15 protein-coding genes and 1 tRNA gene are annotated in these 21,939 nt (G+C 67.2%); 3 read left to right on the top strand and 13 right to left on the bottom strand.

Annotated features, from left to right (window positions below; genetic code table 11):
- Positions 1–5: 5 nt before the first annotated feature.
- Both IPM49_00960 and IPM49_00955 read right to left on the bottom strand, forming a co-directional pair.
- Positions 6–677 carry a hypothetical protein gene (locus IPM49_00960; protein ID MBK9273094.1) on the bottom strand — a complete coding sequence of 224 codons (672 nt, stop codon included), beginning with the start codon at positions 675–677 and terminating at the stop codon, positions 6–8.
- Entirely contained in the window at positions 670–1,272 is a 603-nt protein-coding gene (locus IPM49_00955) for a sigma-70 family RNA polymerase sigma factor (protein ID MBK9273093.1), read from the bottom strand. The genes IPM49_00960 and IPM49_00955 overlap by 8 nt, the downstream gene beginning before the upstream one ends.
- Before the next feature lie 138 nt (positions 1,273–1,410).
- Between IPM49_00955 and IPM49_00950 the strand changes: the two genes are divergently transcribed.
- Positions 1,411–1,941: a hypothetical protein gene (locus tag IPM49_00950; protein ID MBK9273092.1), complete on the top strand. Its 531-nt coding sequence runs from the start codon at positions 1,411–1,413 to the stop codon at positions 1,939–1,941.
- Positions 1,942–2,004: 63 nt separating this feature from the next.
- Here the strand turns inward: IPM49_00950 and IPM49_00945 are convergent, their stop codons facing one another.
- Both IPM49_00945 and ychF read right to left on the bottom strand, forming a co-directional pair.
- The gene (locus IPM49_00945; GenBank protein ID MBK9273091.1) at positions 2,005–4,134 is read right to left on the bottom strand and encodes a M3 family metallopeptidase; all 2,130 of its coding nucleotides are present in this window, start codon (positions 4,132–4,134) and stop codon (positions 2,005–2,007) included.
- A gap of 186 nt (positions 4,135–4,320) precedes the next feature.
- Positions 4,321–5,412 (bottom strand): redox-regulated ATPase YchF, encoded by a 1,092-nt coding sequence (gene ychF, locus IPM49_00940; protein MBK9273090.1) that lies wholly within the window; start codon positions 5,410–5,412, stop codon positions 4,321–4,323.
- Positions 5,413–5,494: 82 nt separating this feature from the next.
- Between ychF and IPM49_00935 the strand changes: the two genes are divergently transcribed.
- Positions 5,495–6,676 (top strand): aminotransferase class V-fold PLP-dependent enzyme, encoded by a 1,182-nt coding sequence (locus IPM49_00935; GenBank protein ID MBK9273089.1) that lies wholly within the window; start codon positions 5,495–5,497, stop codon positions 6,674–6,676.
- Between the two features lie 24 nt (positions 6,677–6,700).
- Positions 6,701–6,949 carry a hypothetical protein gene (locus IPM49_00930; GenBank protein ID MBK9273088.1) on the top strand — a complete coding sequence of 83 codons (249 nt, stop codon included), beginning with the start codon at positions 6,701–6,703 and terminating at the stop codon, positions 6,947–6,949.
- 47 nt (positions 6,950–6,996) lie between these two features.
- Here IPM49_00930 and IPM49_00925 read toward each other — a convergent pair.
- From IPM49_00925 to IPM49_00885, 9 genes are all read right to left on the bottom strand, one after another.
- A tRNA-Arg gene (locus IPM49_00925) sits at positions 6,997–7,070 on the bottom strand.
- Positions 7,071–7,112: 42 nt separating this feature from the next.
- A complete protein-coding gene (locus IPM49_00920) occupies positions 7,113–7,907 on the bottom strand; it encodes a M48 family metallopeptidase (GenBank protein MBK9273087.1) in 795 nt (264 codons plus the stop codon).
- 2 nt (positions 7,908–7,909) lie between these two features.
- The gene (locus tag IPM49_00915; protein MBK9273086.1) at positions 7,910–8,191 is read right to left on the bottom strand and encodes an ATP-dependent Clp protease adaptor ClpS; all 282 of its coding nucleotides are present in this window, start codon (positions 8,189–8,191) and stop codon (positions 7,910–7,912) included.
- 39 nt (positions 8,192–8,230) lie between these two features.
- Positions 8,231–14,593: a PD40 domain-containing protein gene (locus IPM49_00910; protein ID MBK9273085.1), complete on the bottom strand. Its 6,363-nt coding sequence runs from the start codon at positions 14,591–14,593 to the stop codon at positions 8,231–8,233.
- A 41-nt stretch (positions 14,594–14,634) separates the two neighbouring features.
- A complete protein-coding gene (plsY, locus tag IPM49_00905; GenBank protein ID MBK9273084.1) occupies positions 14,635–15,285 on the bottom strand; it encodes a glycerol-3-phosphate 1-O-acyltransferase PlsY in 651 nt (216 codons plus the stop codon).
- Between the two features lie 3 nt (positions 15,286–15,288).
- Positions 15,289–19,743, bottom strand: a complete 4,455-nt coding sequence (locus IPM49_00900) for a hypothetical protein (GenBank protein MBK9273083.1) — start codon at positions 19,741–19,743, stop codon at positions 15,289–15,291.
- Positions 19,743–20,576, bottom strand: a complete 834-nt coding sequence (gene prmA / locus IPM49_00895) for a 50S ribosomal protein L11 methyltransferase (GenBank protein ID MBK9273082.1) — start codon at positions 20,574–20,576, stop codon at positions 19,743–19,745. Before prmA ends, IPM49_00900 begins: the two co-directional genes overlap by 1 nt.
- Positions 20,577–20,581: 5 nt before the next feature.
- Positions 20,582–21,352, bottom strand: coding sequence for a triose-phosphate isomerase (locus tag IPM49_00890; GenBank protein MBK9273081.1), 771 nt, complete (start codon positions 21,350–21,352; stop codon positions 20,582–20,584).
- 101 nt (positions 21,353–21,453) lie between these two features.
- Positions 21,454–21,912 carry a sterol desaturase family protein gene (locus IPM49_00885; GenBank protein MBK9273080.1) on the bottom strand — a complete coding sequence of 153 codons (459 nt, stop codon included), beginning with the start codon at positions 21,910–21,912 and terminating at the stop codon, positions 21,454–21,456.
- Between the last annotated feature and the right edge of the window lie 27 nt (positions 21,913–21,939).

Below are 21,939 nucleotides of genomic sequence, written 5' to 3'. Positions count from 1 at the left end.
GCCCTTCACAGCGCCTTGAGCAACGAGGCGGCCATGGGCGAAATGGCACAGCCGGCCTGGCTGGCCTGCTGGAGTTCAGGTCGGGCCTTGTCGCTGTTCCCCGCCACTAGGTGGGCGGCACCGAGCAACCACTTTCGCTCGGCCTCCTGGCATACGGCCGTCCGAGGTACCTGCAGCAGCGCGATCGCCTCAACGGGCTTGTGGTCCAGGATCAACTGACGGGCCTTCATGAGCGTATCGGCATGCGCACTGGCTCCGATCGAGTCATCGCGGACCGTGGTGGAGAATTCCCGGACCTCGGCCATGGCCAGCTGCTGGGGATCGGGACCCTGTAGAAAGAACAAAGCGCCTGCTCCCAGGAGCAATGCCACGCCCGCCGCGGCCGCCCACCATCTCATGCGCCCGCGATCGATCGGGATCACCGGTTTCTCCGCTCCACCCCCGCCGGTAGCGCCCCGCTCCTGCTCATCCGAAACGCGCTGCACCAGGTCGCGGAAACGCAGCTCCGGGCTGCGCTGGAGCGTTCCGGCCAAGGTGCGCTCCATCTCCACGTCCTGCCGGAGCTGTTCGTCGGTGGCCAGCTCGGCCTCGAACGCGCGCAACTCCTCCCCCGCAAGCTTGCCACCCACGTAGGCCTCGATGCGCTCCTGGCGCCGGATGTCATCCTGCTCAGCCATCGCTCGGGTCAGGGCCTTCCTGCTTGTAAAGTTCGATCCATTTGGCCTTGCAGCGGTGGCGCTTCACCTTCACGGAGCCCAGGTTGGTCATGGCCAGTTCGTGCATGATCTCCTGCTCCGGCCGGGCATCCAGGTCGGCCTGGAAGAGCTTCTGGCATTCCGGGCTGAGCTTCTTGAACGCCCGCCAGGCCCGCTGCATGTCCGCCGATACCAGCTTGTGTTCCTCCATGGCCGTGATGAGGTCCTCGGGTGTGACCGGGTCCGTGGGTTCATTCCCCAAGCCCCCCTCCCGGTTATCACCCACCTTGCCCTTGCGCCGCCTGAGCTCCTTGAGCCAGAGGTTGCGCCCCACGCTGTTGCACCAGGTACTGAGCTGTACGCCCGCTTGCTGGCGGTAACTGCCCATGCCCAACGCCTCCCACAGCACCACCACGGTCTCGTTGGCCATCATCACGCCCTCCTCGTGCGTGCCGCTGTTCTGCTTCACGTAGTGGATCAGCGCGGGCTTGATCTGCTTCAGGAGCGCATCCACCGCGCGGCTTTGGAGCAGCTGGTCGCTGCTCCGCACGGACTCGATGATCTCCGGGTCGGTCATGCGGGGACGGTGTCGCCAAAATAGTCCGGGATCGATAACCGGGACAGCTCCCCCGGAATGCACCCCTGAACCCGGATGGTCCGGGGGAGGGCGGATGCCGAAAAGCCCGGAGCGAGTAGGCGCAACAACCCTTCGGACATGAACATCAGAACCCTATCCATCCTCTGCCTTGCGCTTGGCGCCTGTACGAAAGAAGGTCCTGCAGGGCCTGCCGGACGGGACGGGAATGCCAATGTCGATGCCTACGAATTCAGCCTGTCCCTCTCTGCCTTCCATCACTACAGCTCCAGCCATGTTTGGGCGGAACCCGCACCGTCCTGGGTGCCCAACCTCACCCCGGACCAGCTCGCCTTGGTCTACATCTGGCTCGACCCGATCGATGGGGGATACGAATGGGTCCAGCAGCCGGTGATGCACTACTTCAATGCGGGCAACACCACGAACGAGTTCTTCCACGGCGTGGAGTCCGATGGTGACCTTTGGTTGTACATCCGGAACAGCACGGGAGGACAACCGTACTTGACGATGACCGGCTCCCTGCAATACAAGGTCTTCATCATCGAGAGCCGGATGGCACAGGCCATGGACGATCAGAGGGTGGACCGTTCGGATGCGGAGGCGGTGTTGGACTTCGCCGAACGGCAAGGGTACACGGTCACCTACCGCTGACCCCAACGAATGCCAAGCGCCCACGAAGCCCATCCAGGCTATCGTGGGCGCTCGCACTCCCCCCTACCTCAACCCCCGCTTCACCAGCAAGGGTTCCACGCTGGGATCACGGCCGGTGAGGTCGCGGTACAGCTCGGCCTCGGGCTTGCTGCCGCCCATGCTCAGCACGGTGCGCCGGAACTTGTCGCCGTTGGCGCGCGTCATGCCACCGTTCGCCTGGAACCACGCGAAGGCGTCGGCGTCCATCACCTCGCTCCACAGGTAGGCGTAGTAGTTGGCGGCGTAGCCGGTCCAGGCATGGCTGAAGTAGCAGCTGCGGTAGCGCGGTGGCACTTCGGCGATGTCGAGCCCGTACTTCTGCAAGGCGGCCCTCTCGAAGGCGTCCACATCGGTCACCAGCGGAGCGTCCGCGCTCAGGCTGTGCCACTCCAGGTCAAGGAGCGCGGCGGCCAGGTACTCGGTGGTGGCGTAGCCCTGGTTGAAGCGGCTGGCCTTGCGGAGCTTTTCGGCAAGCTCCGCCGGCATCACCTCACCGGTCTTCCAGTGCTTCGCGTAATGGTTGAGCACCTCGGGGAGCAGCGCCCAGTTCTCGTTCACCTGGCTGGGGAACTCCACGAAGTCGGTGCTGGTGTTGGTGCCGGCGAACTTGGGATACTTCTGCGCGCTGAGCATGCCGTGCAGGGCGTGGCCGAACTCGTGGAAGAGCGTGGTCACATCATCCCAGCTCAGCAGGCAGGGCTGGCCGGCGGCGGGCTTCACGTAGTTGCAGTTCTGCGTGATCACGGGCTGCTGGCCCAGCAGGGTGCTCTGGTCGATGAAGCTGCTCATCCACGCACCGCCGTTCTTGTTGTCGCGGGCGTAGTAGTCGCCGTAGAACAGGCCGATCGCGGTGCCCGTGGTGTCGATGATGTCGAACACGCGCACGTCCGGGTGGTACACCGGCAGGTCCTTGCGTTCCTTGAAGCTGAGCCCGAAGAGCTGGTTGGCCGCGAAGAACACGCCGTTCTGCAGCACGCTCTCGAACTCGAGGTAGGGCTTCACGGCCGCCTCGTCCAGGTCGTACTCGGCCTTGCGCACCTGCTCGGCGTAAAGGTCCCAGTCCCACGAAGCGATCTTGAACCCGCCCCCCTGCTTGTCCACGATGGCCTGCAGCTTGGCGGCCTCCTTGCGGGCGTTGGCGGCGGCGGCCGGGGCCATTTCGGCCATGAGCTTCAGCGCGCGGTCCGGGCTCTTGGCCATCTGGTCGTCCATCACGAAGTGGGCCCAGCTGGGAAAGCCGAGCAGCCTGGCCTTCTCTGCGCGGAGCTGGGCCAGGCGGGCGATGATCTTCCGGTTGTCCCATTCGTTGCCGCGGCCGTTGCGCGCAAGCGAGGCCTTCATGATGCGTTCGCGCAGGGCGCGGTCCTTCAGTTCGGCGAGGGCCGGCTGCGTGGTGGTGTTGCGCAGGTCGATGAGCCACTTGCCCTCCTGGCCTTTGGCCTTGGCTGCGGCTGCGGCGGCCTCGATGCCCTCGGGGCTCATGCCGTCGAGCTGCTTCACCTCGTCCACCACGATGGCCGAGGCCATGCGCTCCTTCAGGATGTTGTCCTCGAACGTCGTGGTGAGCCCGGCCTCCTCGCCATTGAGGGCCTTCATGCGCTCCTTGCCGGCCGCGTCGAGCAAGGCCCCGGCGCGCACGAAGCGGGCATGGTAGCGCTCCAGCAGTCGGGCGTCCTCAGCCAGCATGCTCATGCTCGCACGCTGATCGTACACGGCCTTGATGCGTTGGAAGAGCTTGTCGTTGAAGGTGATCGCATCGGCGTGCGCGGCCATCCGGGGGGCCAGGTCGGCCTTCACGGCCTGAAGGCTGTCGTTGGTGGCGCTGCCGGTCATGTTGTAGAACCAGTTGGTCACCCGGGTGTAGGCGCCACCGGCGCGCTCCAGGGCCACGATCGTGTTCTCGAAGGTGGGGGCCGCCGGGTCGTTCACGATGGCGTCCACCTCGGCCAGGTGGCGCTTCATGGCCTCCAGGATGGCCGGACGGAAGTCGGCATCGGTGACCTTGTCGAAAGCGGGGGCGAAAAAGGGCAGGTCGCTGCGCTCGAGCAGCGCGTCGGCAACGGCGGTCTCCATGGTGCTCGTGGTGGGTTCAGGGGCTTGGGAACAGGCGGCCAGCAAGGCCATGGCCGCGATCGGTGAAAGGGATCTGTACATGGGTTCCAACAAAGGGGTCGCAAGGTAGATCCATCATGGGCGCAGCCATCCCGGGACGGATGGTGCTCGTGCTGAAGGCAGCGGACGTTCAGCACTTGTCGCGGGCAAGGATGCCCATGACCCTGTGCTGAAGGGATGCCTTGGGAGGGCTGTGACAAGGAACAGGCGGGACGCCTGCTCGGCTTTCTACACGTTGAACAGGAAGTGCATCACATCCCCGTCCTTCACGACGTACTCCTTGCCCTCGGTGCGCAGCTTGCCTGCGGCGCGGCAGGCGGCCTCGCTCCCCAGGGTGATGTAGTCGTCGTAGCCGATGACCTCGGCGCGGATGTAGCCCTTCTCGAAATCGGTGTGGATGACGCCGGCGGCCTTGGGGCCCGTGTCACCCTGGTGGATGGTCCAGGCCCGCACTTCCTGCACGCCGGCGGTGAAGTAGGTCTGCAGCTTCAGCAGATGGTAGGCCGCACGGATGAGCTTGTTCACCCCCGGCTCGTCGAGGCCGATGTCCTTCAGGAACATCTCGCGCTCCTCGGGGGTCTCCAGGCTGGCGATCTCGGCCTCGATCGCGGCGGTGACGAAGATGACCTCGGCGTTCTCGTCCGCCACGGCGGCCTTCACCTGGTCCACGTAGCGGTTGCCCGTGGTGGCGCTCTTCTCGTCCACGTTGCACACGTACATCACGGGCTTGGTGGTGAGCAGCTGGAACTCGGCCAGCAGCGCGGGGTCGTCGTTGGCGGTGACCACCGTGCGGGCGCTCTGCCCCTTCAGCAGGGCCTCGCGGATGCGGGTGAGCAGCTCGAACCGGCGCTTGGCCTCCTTCTCCCCGATCTGCGCCTGCTTCTCCACCTTCTTGATGCGCGCCTCCACGGTCTCCAGGTCCTTCAGCTGCAGCTCGATGTCGATCACCTCCTTGTCGCGAACGGGGTCCACGCTGCCGTCCACATGCACCACATTGGGGTCGTCGAAGCAGCGCAGCACGTGCAGGATGGCGTCGCATTCGCGGATGTTGCCGAGGAACTGGTTGCCCAGGCCCTCGCCCTTGCTGGCACCCTTCACCAGGCCGGCGATGTCGACGATCTCCACGGTGGTGGGCACGATGCGCTGGGGCTTCACCAGTTCGGCCAGCTTGTTCAGGCGGGCGTCAGGCACGGTGATGGTGCCCACGTTGGGCTCGATGGTGCAGAACGGGAAGTTCGCCGCCTGCGCCTTGGCGTTGCTGAGGCAGTTGAACAGGGTGCTCTTGCCCACGTTGGGCAGGCCGACGATGCCGCATTTCAGTCCCATGGTCCGTTGAAAAAGCGCGCGAAGGTACCGCTTCCGCTCCGCGCTTGTGGTGCCGGCGGTGCGTTGCTTTGTGGACATGAGCTTGAACGTGGAAGAGGCCCGGGCGCAGTCCCCGGGCTGCACGCATCGCCTGCACTTCAACAACGCGGGGGCCGGCCTGATGCCCCTGCCCGTGGTGGAGGCCGTGAAGGCGCACCTGGACCGGGAATCCCTCCACGGCGGATATGAAGCCGCGATGGAGGCCGCCCCGCTGCTGGAGAACACCTATGCGGCCCTCGCCCGGCTGCTGAACTGCGGCACCGACGAGATCGCCCTGCAGGAGAACGCCACCCGCGCCTGGGACATGGCCTTCCACAGCGTTCCGCTGGGTCCGGGGGATGTGATCCTCACGGGCCACGCGGAATACGTGAGCAACTGGCTGGCCATGCTGCAGGTGTCCCGACGCACCGGGTGCGCGGTGCAGGTGGTGCCCAACGGCCCCGACGGGGCGATCGACCTGGACGCCCTGCGGCGGATGCTCGACCACCGGGTGAAGCTCGTGGCGCTGACCCACGCCCCATCGAGCAACGGCCTCATCAACCCCGCCGAGGAGGTGGGCGCGATCGTGCGCGGCAGCGGCGCCCTCTACCTGCTGGATGCCTGCCAGAGCGTGGGCCAGCGTGTGCTGGACGTCGAACGGATCGGCTGCGACCTGCTCTCCGCCACGGGCCGCAAGTTCCTGCGCGGGCCGCGGGGCACCGGCTTCCTCTACGTGCGGCGTTCCGTGCTCGACCGGTTGGAACCGCCCTTCGTGGATCACTTCGCAGCGAGCTGGACGGACCGCGAGCACTTCGCCTGGCGCCCGGATGCCCGACGCTTCGAGGACTTCGAGCACAGCGTGGCCTGCCGCATCGGGCTCGGGGTGGCGGTGGACCATGCGCTCTCCTTCGGGATGGACGCCATCAGCGCGCGCACGGCCGCGCTGGCCGCAGACCTGCGCACAGGGCTTGCCGCGCTACCCGGTATCGCCGTTCACGATACCGGTATGGTACGGGGCGGCATCGTCACCTTCACGATGGAAGGGCATGACCCTCTGGCGCTGCAGGCGGCTTACGCCGACCAGGGGATCAACGTGACCGTCGCGCGCCACGAGATCGCCCGGCTCGACCTGGAGGAACGCGGGATCGACCGGGTCGTCCGCGCTTCGCCCCACTACTACAACACCGTGGAGGAATTGGACCGCTTCCTGCAGGTGACCCGGCGGATGGTGGAGCGTTGAGGCCGCCCGGGTAGCTTCGCCCGCATGTCCCAGATTCCCCAGCTCCTCGGCGCCGCGCTGCTGCTCATCGCCTATGCCCTTTCGCAGACGGGCCGCATCCGCAGCGACTCCCTGCCCTACCTGCTGCTCAACTTCCTGGGCGCGCTGCTGCTGGCCATCGACGCCATCCGGGCGGTGCAGTGGGGCTTCATCATCCTGGAGTGCGCCTGGGTGCTCTTCTCGCTGCCCGGTCTCCTGAAGGTGCTGCGGCGCAGGGGGACCGATGCGGCCTGATGCGACGGGAACGAAGAAGGGCGCCCGAAGGCGCCCTTTTCGATCCGCGGACCCGTAGGGATTCGAACCCCAAACCTTCTGATCCGTAGTCAGATGCTCTATCCAATTGAGCTACGGGTCCGGCTAAAGCGGCTGCGAAGATAACGGATCCGCATAAAGCCGATCAGGGTTTGTAGTACTTGAGCGCCTCGGGCATGTAGGCCTCCAGGTCATGCACCCGGGTCTCGTCGCTCGGGTGGGTGCTGAGGAACTCCGGCGGCTTCGCCCCGCCCTGCGCCGCCATCCGCTGCCAGAAGGCCGGTGCGGAGCGCGGGTCGTAACCCGCCATGGCCATGAACACCAGCCCCATCTTGTCCGCCTCGGTCTCGTGCTTGCGGCTGTAGGCCAGCATGCCCAACTGGCTGCCGATGCCGTACGACTGAAGGAAGAGGTCCCGCGTGAGCCCCGGTTTGGAGGCCGTGAGCGCCTCGAGCGTCATGCCGGCGCCTTGGATGGCGAGGGCCTGGCTCATGCGTTCATTGCCGTGCCGCGCGATGGCGTGGGCGATCTCGTGCCCCATCACCACGGCCAGGCCCGCCTCGTCCTGGGTCACCGGAAGGATGCCGGTGTACACCACCACCTTGCCGCCGGGCATGCACCACGCGTTCACCGTGGGGTCGTTCACCGTGTTGAATTCCCATTGGAAGCCGGCCACCCTCTCGGATGCCCCCACATCGTTGAGGTAGCTGGTGGCCGCCTGGGCCAGGCGCTCCCCGATGCGACGGACCTGCGCCGCACGGCCATCGGTCGCGGGCAGCACCTGGTTCTGCTGCAGGAACTCCTGATAGGCCGTGAGCGACATGCCCATCATCTCGCTCTCGGGCAGCAGGTTCAACTGGCTGCGGCCGGTGATGGGCACCGATGAACAGCCCGAGGCCATCATCAGGGCCGCGAGCAGTGAGGCGCGATGCGGCGGCATGGTCACTGGATGGTGGCGGACAGGCCGCGGTCCAGCAAGGCCACGCACATGGGCTCCAGCGTGTCAAAGGTGCCGCGCTTCACGCTGCACTTGCCGCTGTAATGCACGATCCAGGCACATTGCTCGGCCTGGATGGGATCGTGCCTGCAGATCTCCACCAACGAGCCGATCACGTGGTCGAAGGTGTTCACATCGTCGTTGTGCAGCAGCAGTTCGCGCTGCGGGCCATGTTCGCAGAGCAGCTCAACGAGCAGGGCCTCCTCATGTTCGGTGACGTGGGCCATCGGGGTCGGGATGGCGCGAAAATAAGCGGTCGCACCGCCCTATGGCGTCACAAGGGCAGCGTCCACCAGCACTTCGGTACCGAACCGCTGCAGCAGTGCCCGCGCTTCGGCCACCGGGATCCGCCTGCCGTTCAGGTAGGCCGTGATGAAGGCGTCCTTCACCCCCTTGGCCACCGCATCCTCGCGCCGCGTGCGCACCACGTCCAGATCGCGGAAGATGCCGGTAGTGTACCGGATGCGCCCGCCGGGGATGGCCTCGCTGTTGAGCGGGGTGATGTTGAACAGCTTGTCCAAGGCGACCGGCTTGGAGTAGACACCGACCTGTACGGTGAAGAAGAGGCCCTTGACGGTCTCCACCTGCCGGGCCGGTGCGGCGGCAGGGTCGTTGTAGTAGGCCGTGGCGTCGGCCGGCGGGCTGAACTGCGCCATCACCTCGGCGGCCGTGGCCGGGTAGTTCGCCAGTTCCTGGACAGCAACCGTGGGGGCGGGCTGCAGGTCGGAGGGTCGTTGCACGGTGACCTCCGGTGCGGGCGTCGGGACCGGTGCGGGTCGCGTGGCTTCCGGGGTTGGGCCCTCCGCGATGGGACGTGGTGCCGGCGTGGTGGCGGTCAGGTCGCCTTCACCCTGGGCCAGGCGCCGCGCCTCGGCCAGGGTGATCCGCTTGCCGTTGTAGAAGGCCACCACGAAGGCATCCCGATAACCGCGGCCGCGCACGCTGACCTTGGCCTCATCGGCGGTCGCGAAGCGTGTGAAGAGCCCGGCCGTATAGCGCACCAGCCCGCTGGTGGTGCGTTCGCCGGTCACCGGCGCCAGGTCGCTGAACACCTGCTGCGGCACAGGGTCGCGGAAGGCGCCGATCTGCACACTGAAGACCAGGCCGGCCGGCAGCGGCTGCTCCATCGGGATCGGCGTGGCGCGGGGCAGCGGGGTGGCCGCCATGTCGAACACATCGCGTCGCAGCGGCTCGGCCGTGACCTCCAGGCCGCGGACACCATCGGACGAGGAGGCAGGTGCCATAGAAGGCGCGGTCGGAAGCATCGCCGTGCCCGCCGATGCCGGATCGCCCTCGCGCACTGGAACTGTCGTCGGCGCGCTCACCGGTCCGGGGACCTGACCCGCACGCACCTCCGCCATCAACGGTTCCACACGGCGCGTCCGCTGTTCCAAGGCCATGATCTCCGAGGCCGTGTCGATGTTCAGCTGCTGCAGGTACAGGGCCGCCTGACCATCGTTGAGCGAGGCCGCGCTCTTGAGGCGCTGGGCCACGGCGCTGAGCGAATCTCCCCGTTGGGCGAGCACGATCGAACGGGCGCGCAGTGCGGCCACCTGCTCCCGCCCGGCCTCCTGGCCGGCCGACGGGGCGGTGCGTTCCAATTCGTCCGCCTCTCGCGTCAGCGCTTCGGCGAGCTGCTTCATGCCGGCGGACTCCTCCGCGGCACTGGTGCCGGCCTCCTGCTGTTCCATGGCCTTCACCTTGGCCTGGAAATAGCGGCTCCGGTCCACGTTGTCCATCACGAGCAGATGCTCCTCACCGCTGAGGTAGTAGTAGGTCCTCAGCTTCTCGGCGAACGCCTTGGCCTCGGCCACATCGCGCTGCCGTTGCTCCAGGACGCGGGCCTCCTCGGCGGTGAGCAGGGAGGCCTGATGCAGGGAGTCGGACAGGGTCTGCAGGCGGATGGCCTCCCGTTCCAGCTCAGGCCTGACCTTCTTCCTTGCGAGGAGCGCACTGTCGCGCACCGCCACGGCACGGTCGGCCAGGGCGATGGACCGCTGCTGGTCATCCGCCGAACGGTCCAGGGCGGCCTTCGCCTGCTCCTGCAGGACCGTCTCATCCTCGAGCAGGAGCTCGCTCACGCCCACGGCGGGCATCGCGTCGCTGGCCAGGAAGGTGGAGTAGCGCACCTGACCGGACGGGTCGAGCGGGGCCGAACGGGTCGGAGCGGCGGCATCCGCGCCTTGCTCCGCCCCGGCGGCGACCACCGGTTCCACAGCACCTTCGGTGGAGGGCGCATCCAGCCCGTCGGCGGTGTCCACGGTCGCGCCCCCGGCACGCACCACCGTATCCGATTGTGCAACGGCCTCGGTCGGCGGGACGGTCTCCAACCCCGTGTCGTCCGCGCTCACCGGTTCCTCCTGCGGGGCCACGACCGCCGTCCCAGCGCCGTCATCGGTCCGTGCGCGGTCGGCTCCCTGTGCCAGGGTCGCAGGCGCACCGAACATGCGCTCCTCCACCTGCGCCATGGTCAGCGGCTCTCCGCGAAGGAAGCGCTCGCTGGTGATGTACGCCTGCGCGGTGATGGCCCGATCGACCGCGGCCAGCGCCTGCAGTTCGGCGGTGTACGCCAGGCGATAGAGGCTGTCCCGAGCCAGGATGTCCTCCGTGCGGTCGGCAAGCTTCCGCAGGCGCTCGCCCTCCGCCGCGTAGGTGCGGGAACTGCCCTCCTCGGAGCGGGCAAGGGCAAGCACCGGCTCATCGGGTGCAAGGCCGAGAGGGGCCACCTTCGTGGACAGGAGCTTCAGGCTGTCACGTCCGGCCTTGAGCTCCTCCCGCGTGATGTAGGCCATGCGCTGACCCATGTCCGTGCGCAGGATCAGCTGATCGTCGATGGCCCGGTCGGCCTCCTTGCGGATGCGGTCGTAGGTCTTCCCCTGCACCGTATCGAGCATCGCCTCCAGGGAGTCGATCCGGACCTGGAGCAGGTCCATCTCCGCCAGGTCCTTGTCACGCAGGGCCACGGCCTCGCCCACCTCTGCGGACCTCACCTCCAACTTGCTGGTGTACACCGCGGTGGGGCGCCCGGCGATGGCCACGTACCGTGCCGCCTCCGTGCCGGACATCGCAGCGGACCCACCCACGGCCTCACGATCGATCCCGGAGACGGGAGCGGCGGTGACCAGCAGATCGCTGCGCATGGCTTCCGACCGCAGGCGTTCGGCGCGGGACTCCTCGGCGGCCTTGAGCATCCGCAGCCGGTCCACCCGGGGCAGCACGTCCGCGGAGCGGGACGGTTCGCGTTCGATGATCTTCAGCTGCCGCTGCACCTGCACGTCGATGCTGTCCACGAGGATCGCGCTCAGATCGCTGAGCGCGGCCACACGCTCGTCAAGGTCCTGGACGGCCTGCAGGCGGGCCACATCGGCCGCGTGGCCCGGGGTCAGCAGTTCGATGAGCTGTTCATCGGAAAGCCCCGCCGGCAGGTCCAGGGCGGTGCCGCCGACCACCGCCACCTCGGGGCTGTCGACCGGCTGGATGGTGGACTCCGCAGCGATGCGCGCTGCGGCGACGGCCGCATCGAGGCTGTCGATCCGCGTACGCACCTGGGTGATCCGGGCCGTGACGCGTTCACGCTCCTGACGGTCGCGCGTGGCCGCCCGCAATTGCTGCAGTTCGGCGACTTCGTTCTCCAGCACGAAGCGCTGCTGCTCGTTCGTCATGGCCGGCTCTTGGGTCTCCGCCCGCTCCGACCCTTCCACGGGTGCAACGACCTCCTCGCGGATCTGCTGCGGCGTGGGCGGCCCCTGCGCCTCCGGCGGTGCTCCAACGGCACCGTCGCTCGTCACCTTCGGTTCGCCTGTGGAAGAGGTCGACGCATCCTGCGGCTGCACCGGGGCTGCCGCGATCGTGTCGTCGGCACCGCCTGAAGTCGTCGCTGCGGCGATCGCGTCCGTGGGCTGTTCGGCGGCGGCATCCGGTGTCACGCTCCCTGACAGGGGAACGGTCCTGTCCGGGGCCTGCTCCCTGGGAACCTCCTGCGCCGCGGCTCCTGCAGCGGTGGAGGGGCGTTCTTCGGGGACCGCCCCATCCTGGGCGGTGATGCCCTCCGGCTGCATCACTTGCACGGGCGCGGCCTGTGGCTGCTGTCCTGCGGGTGCGGCGATGGTGCGCGCCGAGGCCTCCTCGGCCGCCGTGCGCTCCGATGAGGTCGACGTGGTCGCCTCCCGTGGTTCCGCTGCGGCGAGGGCCTCGTCCAAGCGCCAGTCGTACCGGGCTGCGGGCTCCTCGGCCAGCTGCGCGGCCGTGGCGCCGCTGTAGCGCTCATCCACCGCCAGGCCGCCGATGCGCTGCACGTTCTGCGCGATGCGCCCGGCGAGCGCTTCCACCGCGGAGGCGTCCAGTTGTGCGGCCGGGCGCAGGTCGGGTCGCTTCACCAGGCCCGCCACCAATTGGCCGCGCGTCCGCATCGTGGCCACCTCCTCCTCGGCCGCACGCGCCCGCTGGTAGGCCTTGGTGACCTCCTGCCCCAGGTAGCCGAGCTGTTCGCGCTGTTCGGTGAGCTCCCGCGTGATCTCGTCCTGGCGGGTCTTGCCCTTGGCGGTGGCCAGCTCGCGTTCGAGCCTGCCGATGCGGTCGCGAAGCTCGCTCTCCTCGCTGCTCTTGCTGCGGGCTGCGGCCATGGCGCGTGTGGCCTCGAGTTCCTTCTCGGTGGCCTCGCGCCGCACCCGCTCCACCAGATCGGGTGTCGCGCCGGAGCCCTTCGCGGCCTCCTCGAGCTCGCGGGCCTTCACCAGCAGGGGCAGCGTGCGTTCGGCCTGCTTCGCGTTCAGCGCATCGCCCAGTTCGGTGGCCAGTGTGGCCGTGCGCTGGGCCCGCTGTGCGGTGGCCATCCGCTCGGCGTCGAGGTCCTGCCCGGTGCGCATGGCCGCGCGGGCCTTGGCGTTGGCGTCGGTCGCGCGGGCGCGGGCCAGCGCCGCATCACGCATCAGCCTGTCGCGTGCCACCGTGTCCGTGGTCAGCACCGCCTGCTTCACCAGGTCGTCCGCCAGCGCGGCCGAGCGTTCGGCCTCCTGCACGGCCTCCTGGGCCAGCGTGAAGGCGGCGCCTGAACCATCGGCCAGGTCCATCAACCGCTGCTCGTCCTGCAGTGCGGACTTCTGCAGATCGGCCACCACGGAGGCCGCCGTGCGGTCGCCGGTGAAGCCCGCTTCGTTCATCAACTGGTCCGTGCTGCGCGGCGCCTCCTCCTGGGCGACGGGCGGTGCGGCCGTGGCCTGCCCCACATCCAGGCGGGCACGACGCTTGATCTCCTCGAGAGCCATGGCCACGAGATCGCCCTCCAGCGCCTCCTCGAAGTAGTTGCGGATGAGCAACCGCTCCTGGCCGCCCTGGTCCTCCAGCTTCAGTTCCTGGCGATAGGCGCGCGGGCCATCGCTGCGCGGCACCTCCACGATCCCCGCATGGGTGCGCCCCGAGGGGCCCGCCTCCACCAGGAACCGGTAACGGCCACTGCGCGGCAGGCTGATCAGGTAGGTGCCGTTGATGTCCGTCCGCACATCGGCGACCACCTCGCGGGTGAGGCCGTCCTCCACCACGATGTGCGCCTTGCGGTCCTCCGGATCGAAGGCCGAGGCGAAGGTGCCCTTCAACACGGTGAGCACGACCGGCACCTGTTCGGTACTGACGCGGTACACGTGCAGCATGTTCTGGCTGCTGCTGCGCGCCGACGCGAAGCAGGCCTGCCGGCCCTCCCCGTCCACGATGTAGAACAGGTCCTCGTCGGGCGTGTTCACGGCGAAGTCGAGGTTCACCGGTCGCCCGAAGGCGTCCATCCCCCGGTCGTAGGTGCTCTTGAAGATGTCATAGCCCCCCATGCTGTTGTGCCCCTTGCTGGCGAAGTAGAAGCTCTTCCCATCGGGATGCATGAAGGGGAAGTCCTCGTCCTGGTCGGTGTTGATGAAGCCGGCCAGGCGCACCGGTGCGGCGAAGGTGCCGTTGGGCAGGAGCTCCGTGCGGTAGATGTCGCGACCGTTCTTCCCGTCCCTGCCGTAGCTGCCGAAGTAGATGGGGCCGGGCTTGTCGGGCAGGTAGATGAGCGAACGGCCGGTGTACTTCCTGTCCAGGGGCGTCTTCAGTTCATCCGGGGTCACCACGATGCGGCCGCCGATGCCTTCCAGGTCGTAGTAGCGGAAGAACTCGCGGTCCTCCACCTCCACCTTGCTGCTCACGGTGATCTCCTTGAGGCTGCTGAGGAGCTGCTGGCCGTTGCGGCACTGCTGCTCCAGGCCGTCCACGGGATGGGCGGCGATGGCCTTGGTGTCCCCGGTGCCGCGGAACCGCTGGTAGGCGTTCAGCGCGTCGGTGAAGCGGTAGTTGAGGTGGTAGGCGCGGCCCAGCCAGTACCAGGCGAGCGCCGGCATGGCCGGGTCCTCGGCCGCGTACTTCAGGAAGCCGACGGCCTTCTCGCGGTCGCCGCCGCCGTGGAGCACGCAGGTGCCGAAGTGATAGTTCAGGCGGCGGTCGCCGGGCTCCAGGCTCACCAGCTGCGAGTACAAGGGCAGTGCCTCGGCGAACCGCTCCTCGGCGAAGAGGGCGTCGGCCTTGGCGCGCAACTGCTTGTCGCCCTGTCCGTGGGCGAGGAAGGCAGCGCACAGCCACAGCGGGAGCACCGCGAGGCGGGTCATCATCGAAGAGCGCGCCCTTATACCGCTTGGAGGGGTCGGCGGTTTCATGGGCTTCCGGCGTTCCGTCCGGCCAGGTCCAACCGGTTCTCCTCTCCGCGCCACAGGCGACCGATGTTCTGGCGATGGGTGTAGAGCACCATGAGGCACAGCACCACAGCGAAGCCCACCTTCACCGGACTGGTCTCCTGGAACACCAGCACCACCGCCAGAGGGTAGATGACCGCCGCGGTCATCGACCCGAGCGAGACGTAGCGGGACAGGATGAAGACGAGCGCGAAGGCCCCCACGCAGAGCAGCGCCGCGCCGGGGTGCACGGCGAGCACCCCGCCCAGGGAGGTGGCCACGCCCTTGCCCCCCCGGAAGCCTGCGAACACCGGATAGAGGTGCCCGAGCACGGTGACCAGCACGAGCGTCACGCGGAACCACATCCACGCCTCCCCGTCCACTTCCAATCCGGAGAGATTGGGCAGCACGCGCACGGGCATGAAGCCCTTGAGCACGTCGATGAGGAGCACGGGAACACCGGCCCGGGGGCCGAGCACGCGGAAGGTGTTGGTGGCGCCCGCGTTGCGGCTGCCGTGCTCGCGCACATCGATGCCATGGAAGGCCCGGCCCCACCACACCGCGGTGGGGATGCTGCCGATGAGGTAGGCGAGCACCACGCTGAACGCTCCGTACACCCAGGGGAAGTCCATGGTTCAAAGCCCGAATCGGTCGCGGAACTCGTCCACCTTGCGTTTGTTGGTGAGGATGAACTGGTAGGCCGGTTCGTCCTTCCTGCTCTCCAGCACCCGTTTGTCGTCCTTCAGTTCGCTCAGCATCGTGTTGAACTGCTGGTCGCTGCTGTAGGCATAAAGGTAGTTACGCGCGTACTGGAAGAAGTAGTAGGTCTGGTCGTCGAGCATCAGCAGGATGGTCATCGCATCGCCACTGCGCTTGCGCTGCAGCTCCACCTTGCCCTTCACGTAGCGGAACACGGGCTTCTTCAGCACGGTGCCCACGCCGATCGGGCCGCGGCTCAGCCAGCTCTGCTCCACCTCGTCCCAGTAGAGGTTCACGTCGCAGAGGTTGATGGCCTTCACCAGTTCGTCGGGCAGCTTCTTGATCTCGCCCTTCAGGCTGAGCTCGCTGATGAGCTTGTCGCTCTTCTCCAGGCCGAGCACTTCGCGCAGTGACCGTTCATACGGGGTCTTGGTGATGTCCACCTGCTTCTGGTCGGGATAGGCGAGCATCTCGCTGGTCATGCGCTCCAGGGCGTTCTCCAGGAAGAAGAAGTCGGCCATCATCACCACACGGGCCGTGGTGCTGTCCGGTCGGTGGAGCAGCGAGCCCACATTGTCCACCGCCACACGGCCCAGGTTGAGGCCATGCCGGATGCGGCCGTCGCCCTGCACGAGGCAGTCCTCGGTGCCCAGGCTCACCAGGTCGCCCGGCAGGCTGCGCTGGCGGATCTTCTCCTTGTTGCTCACCACATAGGCCTTCTTCGCCTTGTCGAAGAAGAGCAGTCCCTGGGCACTGATCACCGGGGCGTCCTTCCGGTCGCGCTTGCGGCTCAGGAAGGTGCCGTAGGTGGTGAAGGGGTCCTCCGTGGTGAGGAAGACGCCGTTGCCGATGGCCTGGCCCTTGTCGTCCAGCAGCGAATCGCTCACCGGGATGAAGACCTCGAGGGGGTCGATGCGGCCGCTGAAGCGCATCCAGTTGCGCTCCAACCCGGGGCATCCATGCTGCACACGGGTGCTTCCGGTGAAGGTGAGCTCCTTGATGCTGGCCTCCAGCAGCACATCGCCGAAGAAGTCGAACGCGGGGCTCAGCTGGAAGCCCTCGTCCTCCAGCACCCGGCCACGGGCATAGGTCTGGTAGGCGGTGTCCACGTTCACGTTCTGCAGGCGGATCGTGTAGGTCTTCTTGTTCTCGTCGACGTAGTCGTACTGCCCGGTGGCGCTGTACTCACGCCGCTTGCGGATGTCCACCGTGGCGTCGTAGATGCGGTGGTGCTTGGTGACGAAGTTGGCGGTGACCACCGCGTTGGTGAGCGGGTCCATCTCGGCGTTGCGGCGGATGCGCACGCGCATGCTGTCCGGTGTCACCAAGGCATCGGCCACCTGGATGTACTGCACGTCGTTGGCGGTGATGAGGTGGCGCTTGAGGTCGTACCGCGCCTTGGGCGCCATGAAGGCCAGCGAGTCCTGGTCGGGCCGGATGCTGATGAAGTTCGATCCGGAGAGCTGCAGGTCCTCGGAGGCGGCCGCGGCCGTGCGGTCGCTCTCCAGCTCGATGTCGCCCTGGTCCATGTACCACTTGAAGCGGTCCATGTAGCAGATGTACTGGTTCACCGGGAACTCCACCTTGGTCTCGTCGCCGTTGCTGACGAACTCGCCAAGGCGCTCGTCAAGCTTCACGGTGGCGTTCACGTTGTCCGTCCGGAACGCGATGCTGGCCGTGTCCCCCTCGGTGAGCCGGAAGTCGCTGGTGTCCGAGTGCAGCTGCATCGTCTTGAAGTCGAAGAGGTCCGCGCGCAGGGTGGCGTTGGTGAAGTCCACGAGCCCGGCGCCGGTCATGCCCTTGGGGCCAAGGTCCGTGTGGCCGTGCAGGTAGGCCTGCCCGTCATACATCACCATCGGGGCGCGGGTGGAGGCGGCGAAGAGGTTCTCGCGCTTGGGTTCGAGGCGCACGAAGACCTGCCCGCCCTTCACACTGGGCACGTTGAGCGCCGCAGTGCTTGCGGCGTTGAACAGGGTGTCCGCCACACCGAAGGTGCTGTCCGGACAGAACACGAACGCCTTCGAGTTGGCGATGGTGGTGAGGTAGGCCAGCTCGCCGTCGCCCTGCAGGCCGTTGAAGTTGAGGGTGATGGTGTTGTCGAACTTGGAGCGCTTGCCATAGAGGGGCATGCCTCCGTCGCCGGTGGACCGCACGAAGCCCAGGGCATAGTCCGGCTGCAGGCGCAGTGGCTCCTTGATGTCCGGGAAGATGCCGGCGCTGATAAGGGTGCCGGGGAAGTACAGGCCCTCGTTGGTGAAGTTGTCCAGGCTGTCCAGCTGGAAGGGATCGCTGCGGTAGTAGAAGCGGTCGCGGTCGTACACCCCTTTCTGGATGCGGGGGTTGTCGTAATAGACGAAGGACTCCTTGGCGCTGTTGAACTTGGGATACTGCGGGTAGTTCTTCTGCTGCAGTCCGCTCTTGTTGGTGGGCGCATCCACCTCCAGGGTGCCGCTCACCTGCTCGAGCACGTTCCGCACCCGCACCCAGCCGGTCTCGCCGTTCTCGTCGGGCTCGAAACTGTCCGCGTAGAAGCTCACCGAGTCCACGTTCAGCAGGTCCATCGTGAAGGGCTCGTAGTGGAAGTAGTACTCCTTGCCATGGTACTGGAGCTTGCCGGCCTGCACCATGCCGCCGAAGGTGAAGTCGCGGCCCTTCTTGATGGTGATCTTCTGCTCGCTGGGGAAGATGCGCACGTCCTGCGAATCGCTGAGGATGATGCGCGATACGCCCACCAGCGCCAGGTCCCAGTTCAGCAGGTTCAGGGTGGCGTTCACCCCGTCCTGCCCCTTGCTGTTGAACTGCAGCACGTCGTAGTCCACCTTGCCGGCGCTGGCCAGGATGTGCTGCTTGAGCCGGGGCTTCACATGCACATCCTCGGTCTCGGGGTCGTAGTCGAGGTAGCCCTTGTTGGCCATGTCGATCAGCAGGGGCACCACCTGGTCCTTCTGCATGCGCGTGCCGCTGGCGAACTCCTGCGCGGAGAAGTCCATGCTGGCCTGCTTGGTGAAATCGTTGAGCCGCACCAGGGGATGGATGGCATCGATGCCGAGCATCGCCATGTACCGCTTCTCCTTGAAGTAGTTGAAGCTCTCGAAGCTCGCCCGGTCCTGCGTGCTGCCCTGCAGATTGCCGAACTGCACCACCGGGTCGCCCTGCTTCCAGGTGAGCACCTCGAAGTACATGTCGAGCTGGTGGTAGGTGTCGTAGTACGGCGCCTTGCTGAGGCCCTCGTCCTTCTTGATCAGGGTGAGAAGCTTCTTGTCCTTCAGGTAGCGCAGGCTGACGCTGGGGTGATGGATGCTGTCCTTGTCCACCACCAGCCGCACGCCCACGTCCTCGCTGGTGATGCGCTCGGGCTCGATGCTGTAGGCGAGGCCCTGGGTGACGATGAAGGGGCGCTTCTCCCGGTAGAAGGTGAGGTAGGCGGGCTCCTCGCGGGTGCCGTAGCCCTGCAGCTTGGCGCCCTGCATGCTGAAGCCGCCCTCGAAGTCGATGCCGTCCACGATGTCGCGGATCTTCATCCTGCGGTCGTAGCTCTCGAAGCGCGGATAGCTCGCGTTGTCCTCGTCCACATTGGCCAGCACCTTGTCCGTGAGCCGGCCCAACAGGGTACGTTCGAAGTAGGGGTCGTTGAACTGCACGCTGTCCACCTCGAAGGTGCTGCTCTTCATGCGCACCTCGTAGGGGCCGTTCCACTCGGCGAAGGTGGCGGTGGGCTTGAGGCCCGCGCGCTGCCAGGTGACCTTGCCCGCGCGCCCGCGCCACAGCTCCTGGGTGGGGTAGTAGGTGCCGCTGGTGCCGATGATCACCGCGCTGTCCCCCTTGGCGAAGCAGCGCAGGTCGGTGCGCTCGAACACGACCTTCGGCACCGAGTCGTAGGCGAAGGTGAAGCCGGTGCCCGAGGCCTGCCACCGCGTGCTTGCGCTCTCGTAGATGGTGCGGTCCCGGAACAGTCCGGCGCACATGGTGATGTAGCTGCTGAAGTTCTTCTTGCGACCGCTCTTCACCAGTTCGTCCAGGCTGGTCATCCACGCATCGAACTCGGCGGCGCTCCGTCCCCCGTTGGCGAAGGCCGCCACCGCACCCAGGTAGTCCTTGAAGTGCGGATAGGCCTCGAAACGTTTCTTCTGCATCGCGTTGGCGATGTCGATCACCCGCCTGCGCTGGCCATCCTGGTAGTAGGTGCCGTTCCACACGGGGGTGAAGACGGTCTCCATGAAGGCCTTGCCCTCCTTCTTATCGGCCTCGATCAGCAGGGCGCTCACCTCCTGGAGGAAGGCCGCCGGGTCCTGGGAGAAGGCCTTGGTCTGGGCCATCGCCGGCCGCAGGAAGGCGACCAGGCCGAAGAGGGCGAGGACGAGGCGCGGGACGGTGTACGAGCGGTGCTTCATCATGGTCGGTGGCAGGCGAGCAGGGTCCATTCTCCGTGCTGCGCGGCGTCGCCATCGCGCAGCCCGGCCAGGCGCGCCGCAGCGCGCAGCGCGTCCGTGTCCGGGGCCAGGAAGCCGCTGAGCAGGAGGGTGCCTCCCGGCCGCAAGGCCTTGGCCAGCGCAGGCATGCCGCGAAGCAGCGTGATGCGCTCGATGTTGGCCAGGATCAGGTCCCAGCGGTCGGGCTCCAGGTCGTTGACGTCACCGCGCTTCACCGGCCATGTCCCGCAGCCGTTGGCGTCGAGGTTCTCGCGGGCATTGTCCACGGCCTGCGGGTCGTTGTCCACCGCCAGCAGCTCCGCGGCCCCACGCCGGGCGGCGAGGATGGCCAGCACGCCGGTACCGCAGCCCATGTCGCACACGGCCTTGCCCGCGAGGTCCATCGCCAGCATGGCCTCGACCATCAACCTCGTGGTGGCGTGATGCCCCGTGCCGAAAGCCATGCGCGGGGTGATGACGATCTTCGTGCCGAAGCCGGGGTCGGCGGGATGGAAGGCGGCGCGGATGAGCACCTCCTTCCCCACGCGCACCGGTTCGAACCCGGCCTCCCACACGGCGTTCCAGTTCGTGTCGGGGACCTCACGCTCCTCCAGGCTCACCTGTACATGGGCCCGGTGCGGGGCAAGGACCTGCTCCACCCCCCGCCGGTCGTAGCGCTCGGAACGGATCGCCGCCTTCACCCCCTGCGGGGTCTCCTCGAAGCTGTCGAAACCCAGTTCCGCCAGTTCCACCATCAGCAGGTCCCGCCAGGGGTCCAGCGGTCGGATGAGCAGGTCGATCTCCGTCCAGGGCATGGGGGTCATCCGGGGTTCTTCACGCGGTGGGCGATCCGCACCAGTTCCAGGAATGAAGGGGCGTCCAGGGAGGCACCGCCGATCAGACCGCCGTTCACATCGGCCCCGGCGAAGAGCTCGGCCGCATTGTCGGGCTTGCAACTGCCGCCGTAGAGAATGGGTACCCGATCGGCATGCTGCGGCACCAGGTCCCTGAGGCGGCCGCGGATGAAGGCGTGCATCTCCTGCGCCTGGTCCGCCGTGGCGTTCAGGCCGGTGCCGATGGCCCACACCGGCTCGTAGGCCACGATGAGCGTGGCAAAGGCGTCGGCGGGCAGTCCGGCCAGGGCCTCGTGCAGCTGGGCGCCCACCACCTCCTGATGCCGGCCGGCCTCGCGCTCCGCACGGAGCTCGCCGCAGCAGTAGATCGGGGCGATACCCACCGCCAGCAGCGCCTGGATCCGTGCATGCACGGCCGTGTCCGTCTCGCCGAAGTACTGCCGGCGTTCACTGTGCCCCACGATGCAGGCCTTCACCCCCAGGCTGGCCAGCATGCCGGCGCTCACCTCACCGGTGAAGGCGCCTGCAGGCGCCTCATGGCAATGCTGGGCGGCCACGCTGATGGTGGTGCCCCGCAGGTGCCCGACCGCCAGGTCCAGGAACGGAAAGGCGGGGGCCACGATGACCTCCACATCGGGGGGGAGCCCGGCGGCACCCTCGGCGAGCCGGGCCAGCAGCTCGGAAGCCTGGGGCCGGTCCTTGTTCATCTTCCAGTTGCCGGCGATCACGGTGCGCATACGGACATACCACCCCGTTTCGCAGGTGGTCGGACAAAGATGGGCGCGCGGTCCGGCGGGTCGCCCCACCCGTGGCCTGCGATATCAACAGCCCCCTGGGATCAACCCTTCGGCCGGCGGAAGTACTTCAGGGGGACCAGCAGCATGCCGAAGCACTCCCCGTCCTCGGGGCCCTCACGCCGGTGATGGGCGAAATGCGCCCTTGCCAGGCCTTGCAGGTAGCGGTTCTGGATCTTGCGGCGCCGACCCGGCCGGTTGTGGATCACCACCTCGTGCACGTACACGTAGGCGATGCCATAGAGGAGGATGCCGATGCCCACATAGAGCCGCCAGTCGCAGCCGCCCATCACACCGGTCTGCATGAACAGCCAGCTCGGGATGGCGAAGATCAGGGCGAACCAGTCGTTGCGTTGGAACCGGTGGCCCGGATCCGGCTGGTGATGGTCGCGGTGCAGGCCCCAGCCGATGCCGTGCATGATGTACTTGTGGGCGGCCCAGGCCACCCCCTCCATGGCCAGGAAGGCGCCGAGGACGCACCCGATGTGGAACAGGACCATCATGCCGGCACAAAGGTGCGACGGCGGCCC

It is taken from the genome of Flavobacteriales bacterium (genome assembly GCA_016715895.1).
GTDB lineage: Bacteria > Bacteroidota > Bacteroidia > Flavobacteriales_F > PHOS-HE28 > PHOS-HE28.
This window is presented reverse-complemented; position numbering and strand designations above follow the sequence as displayed.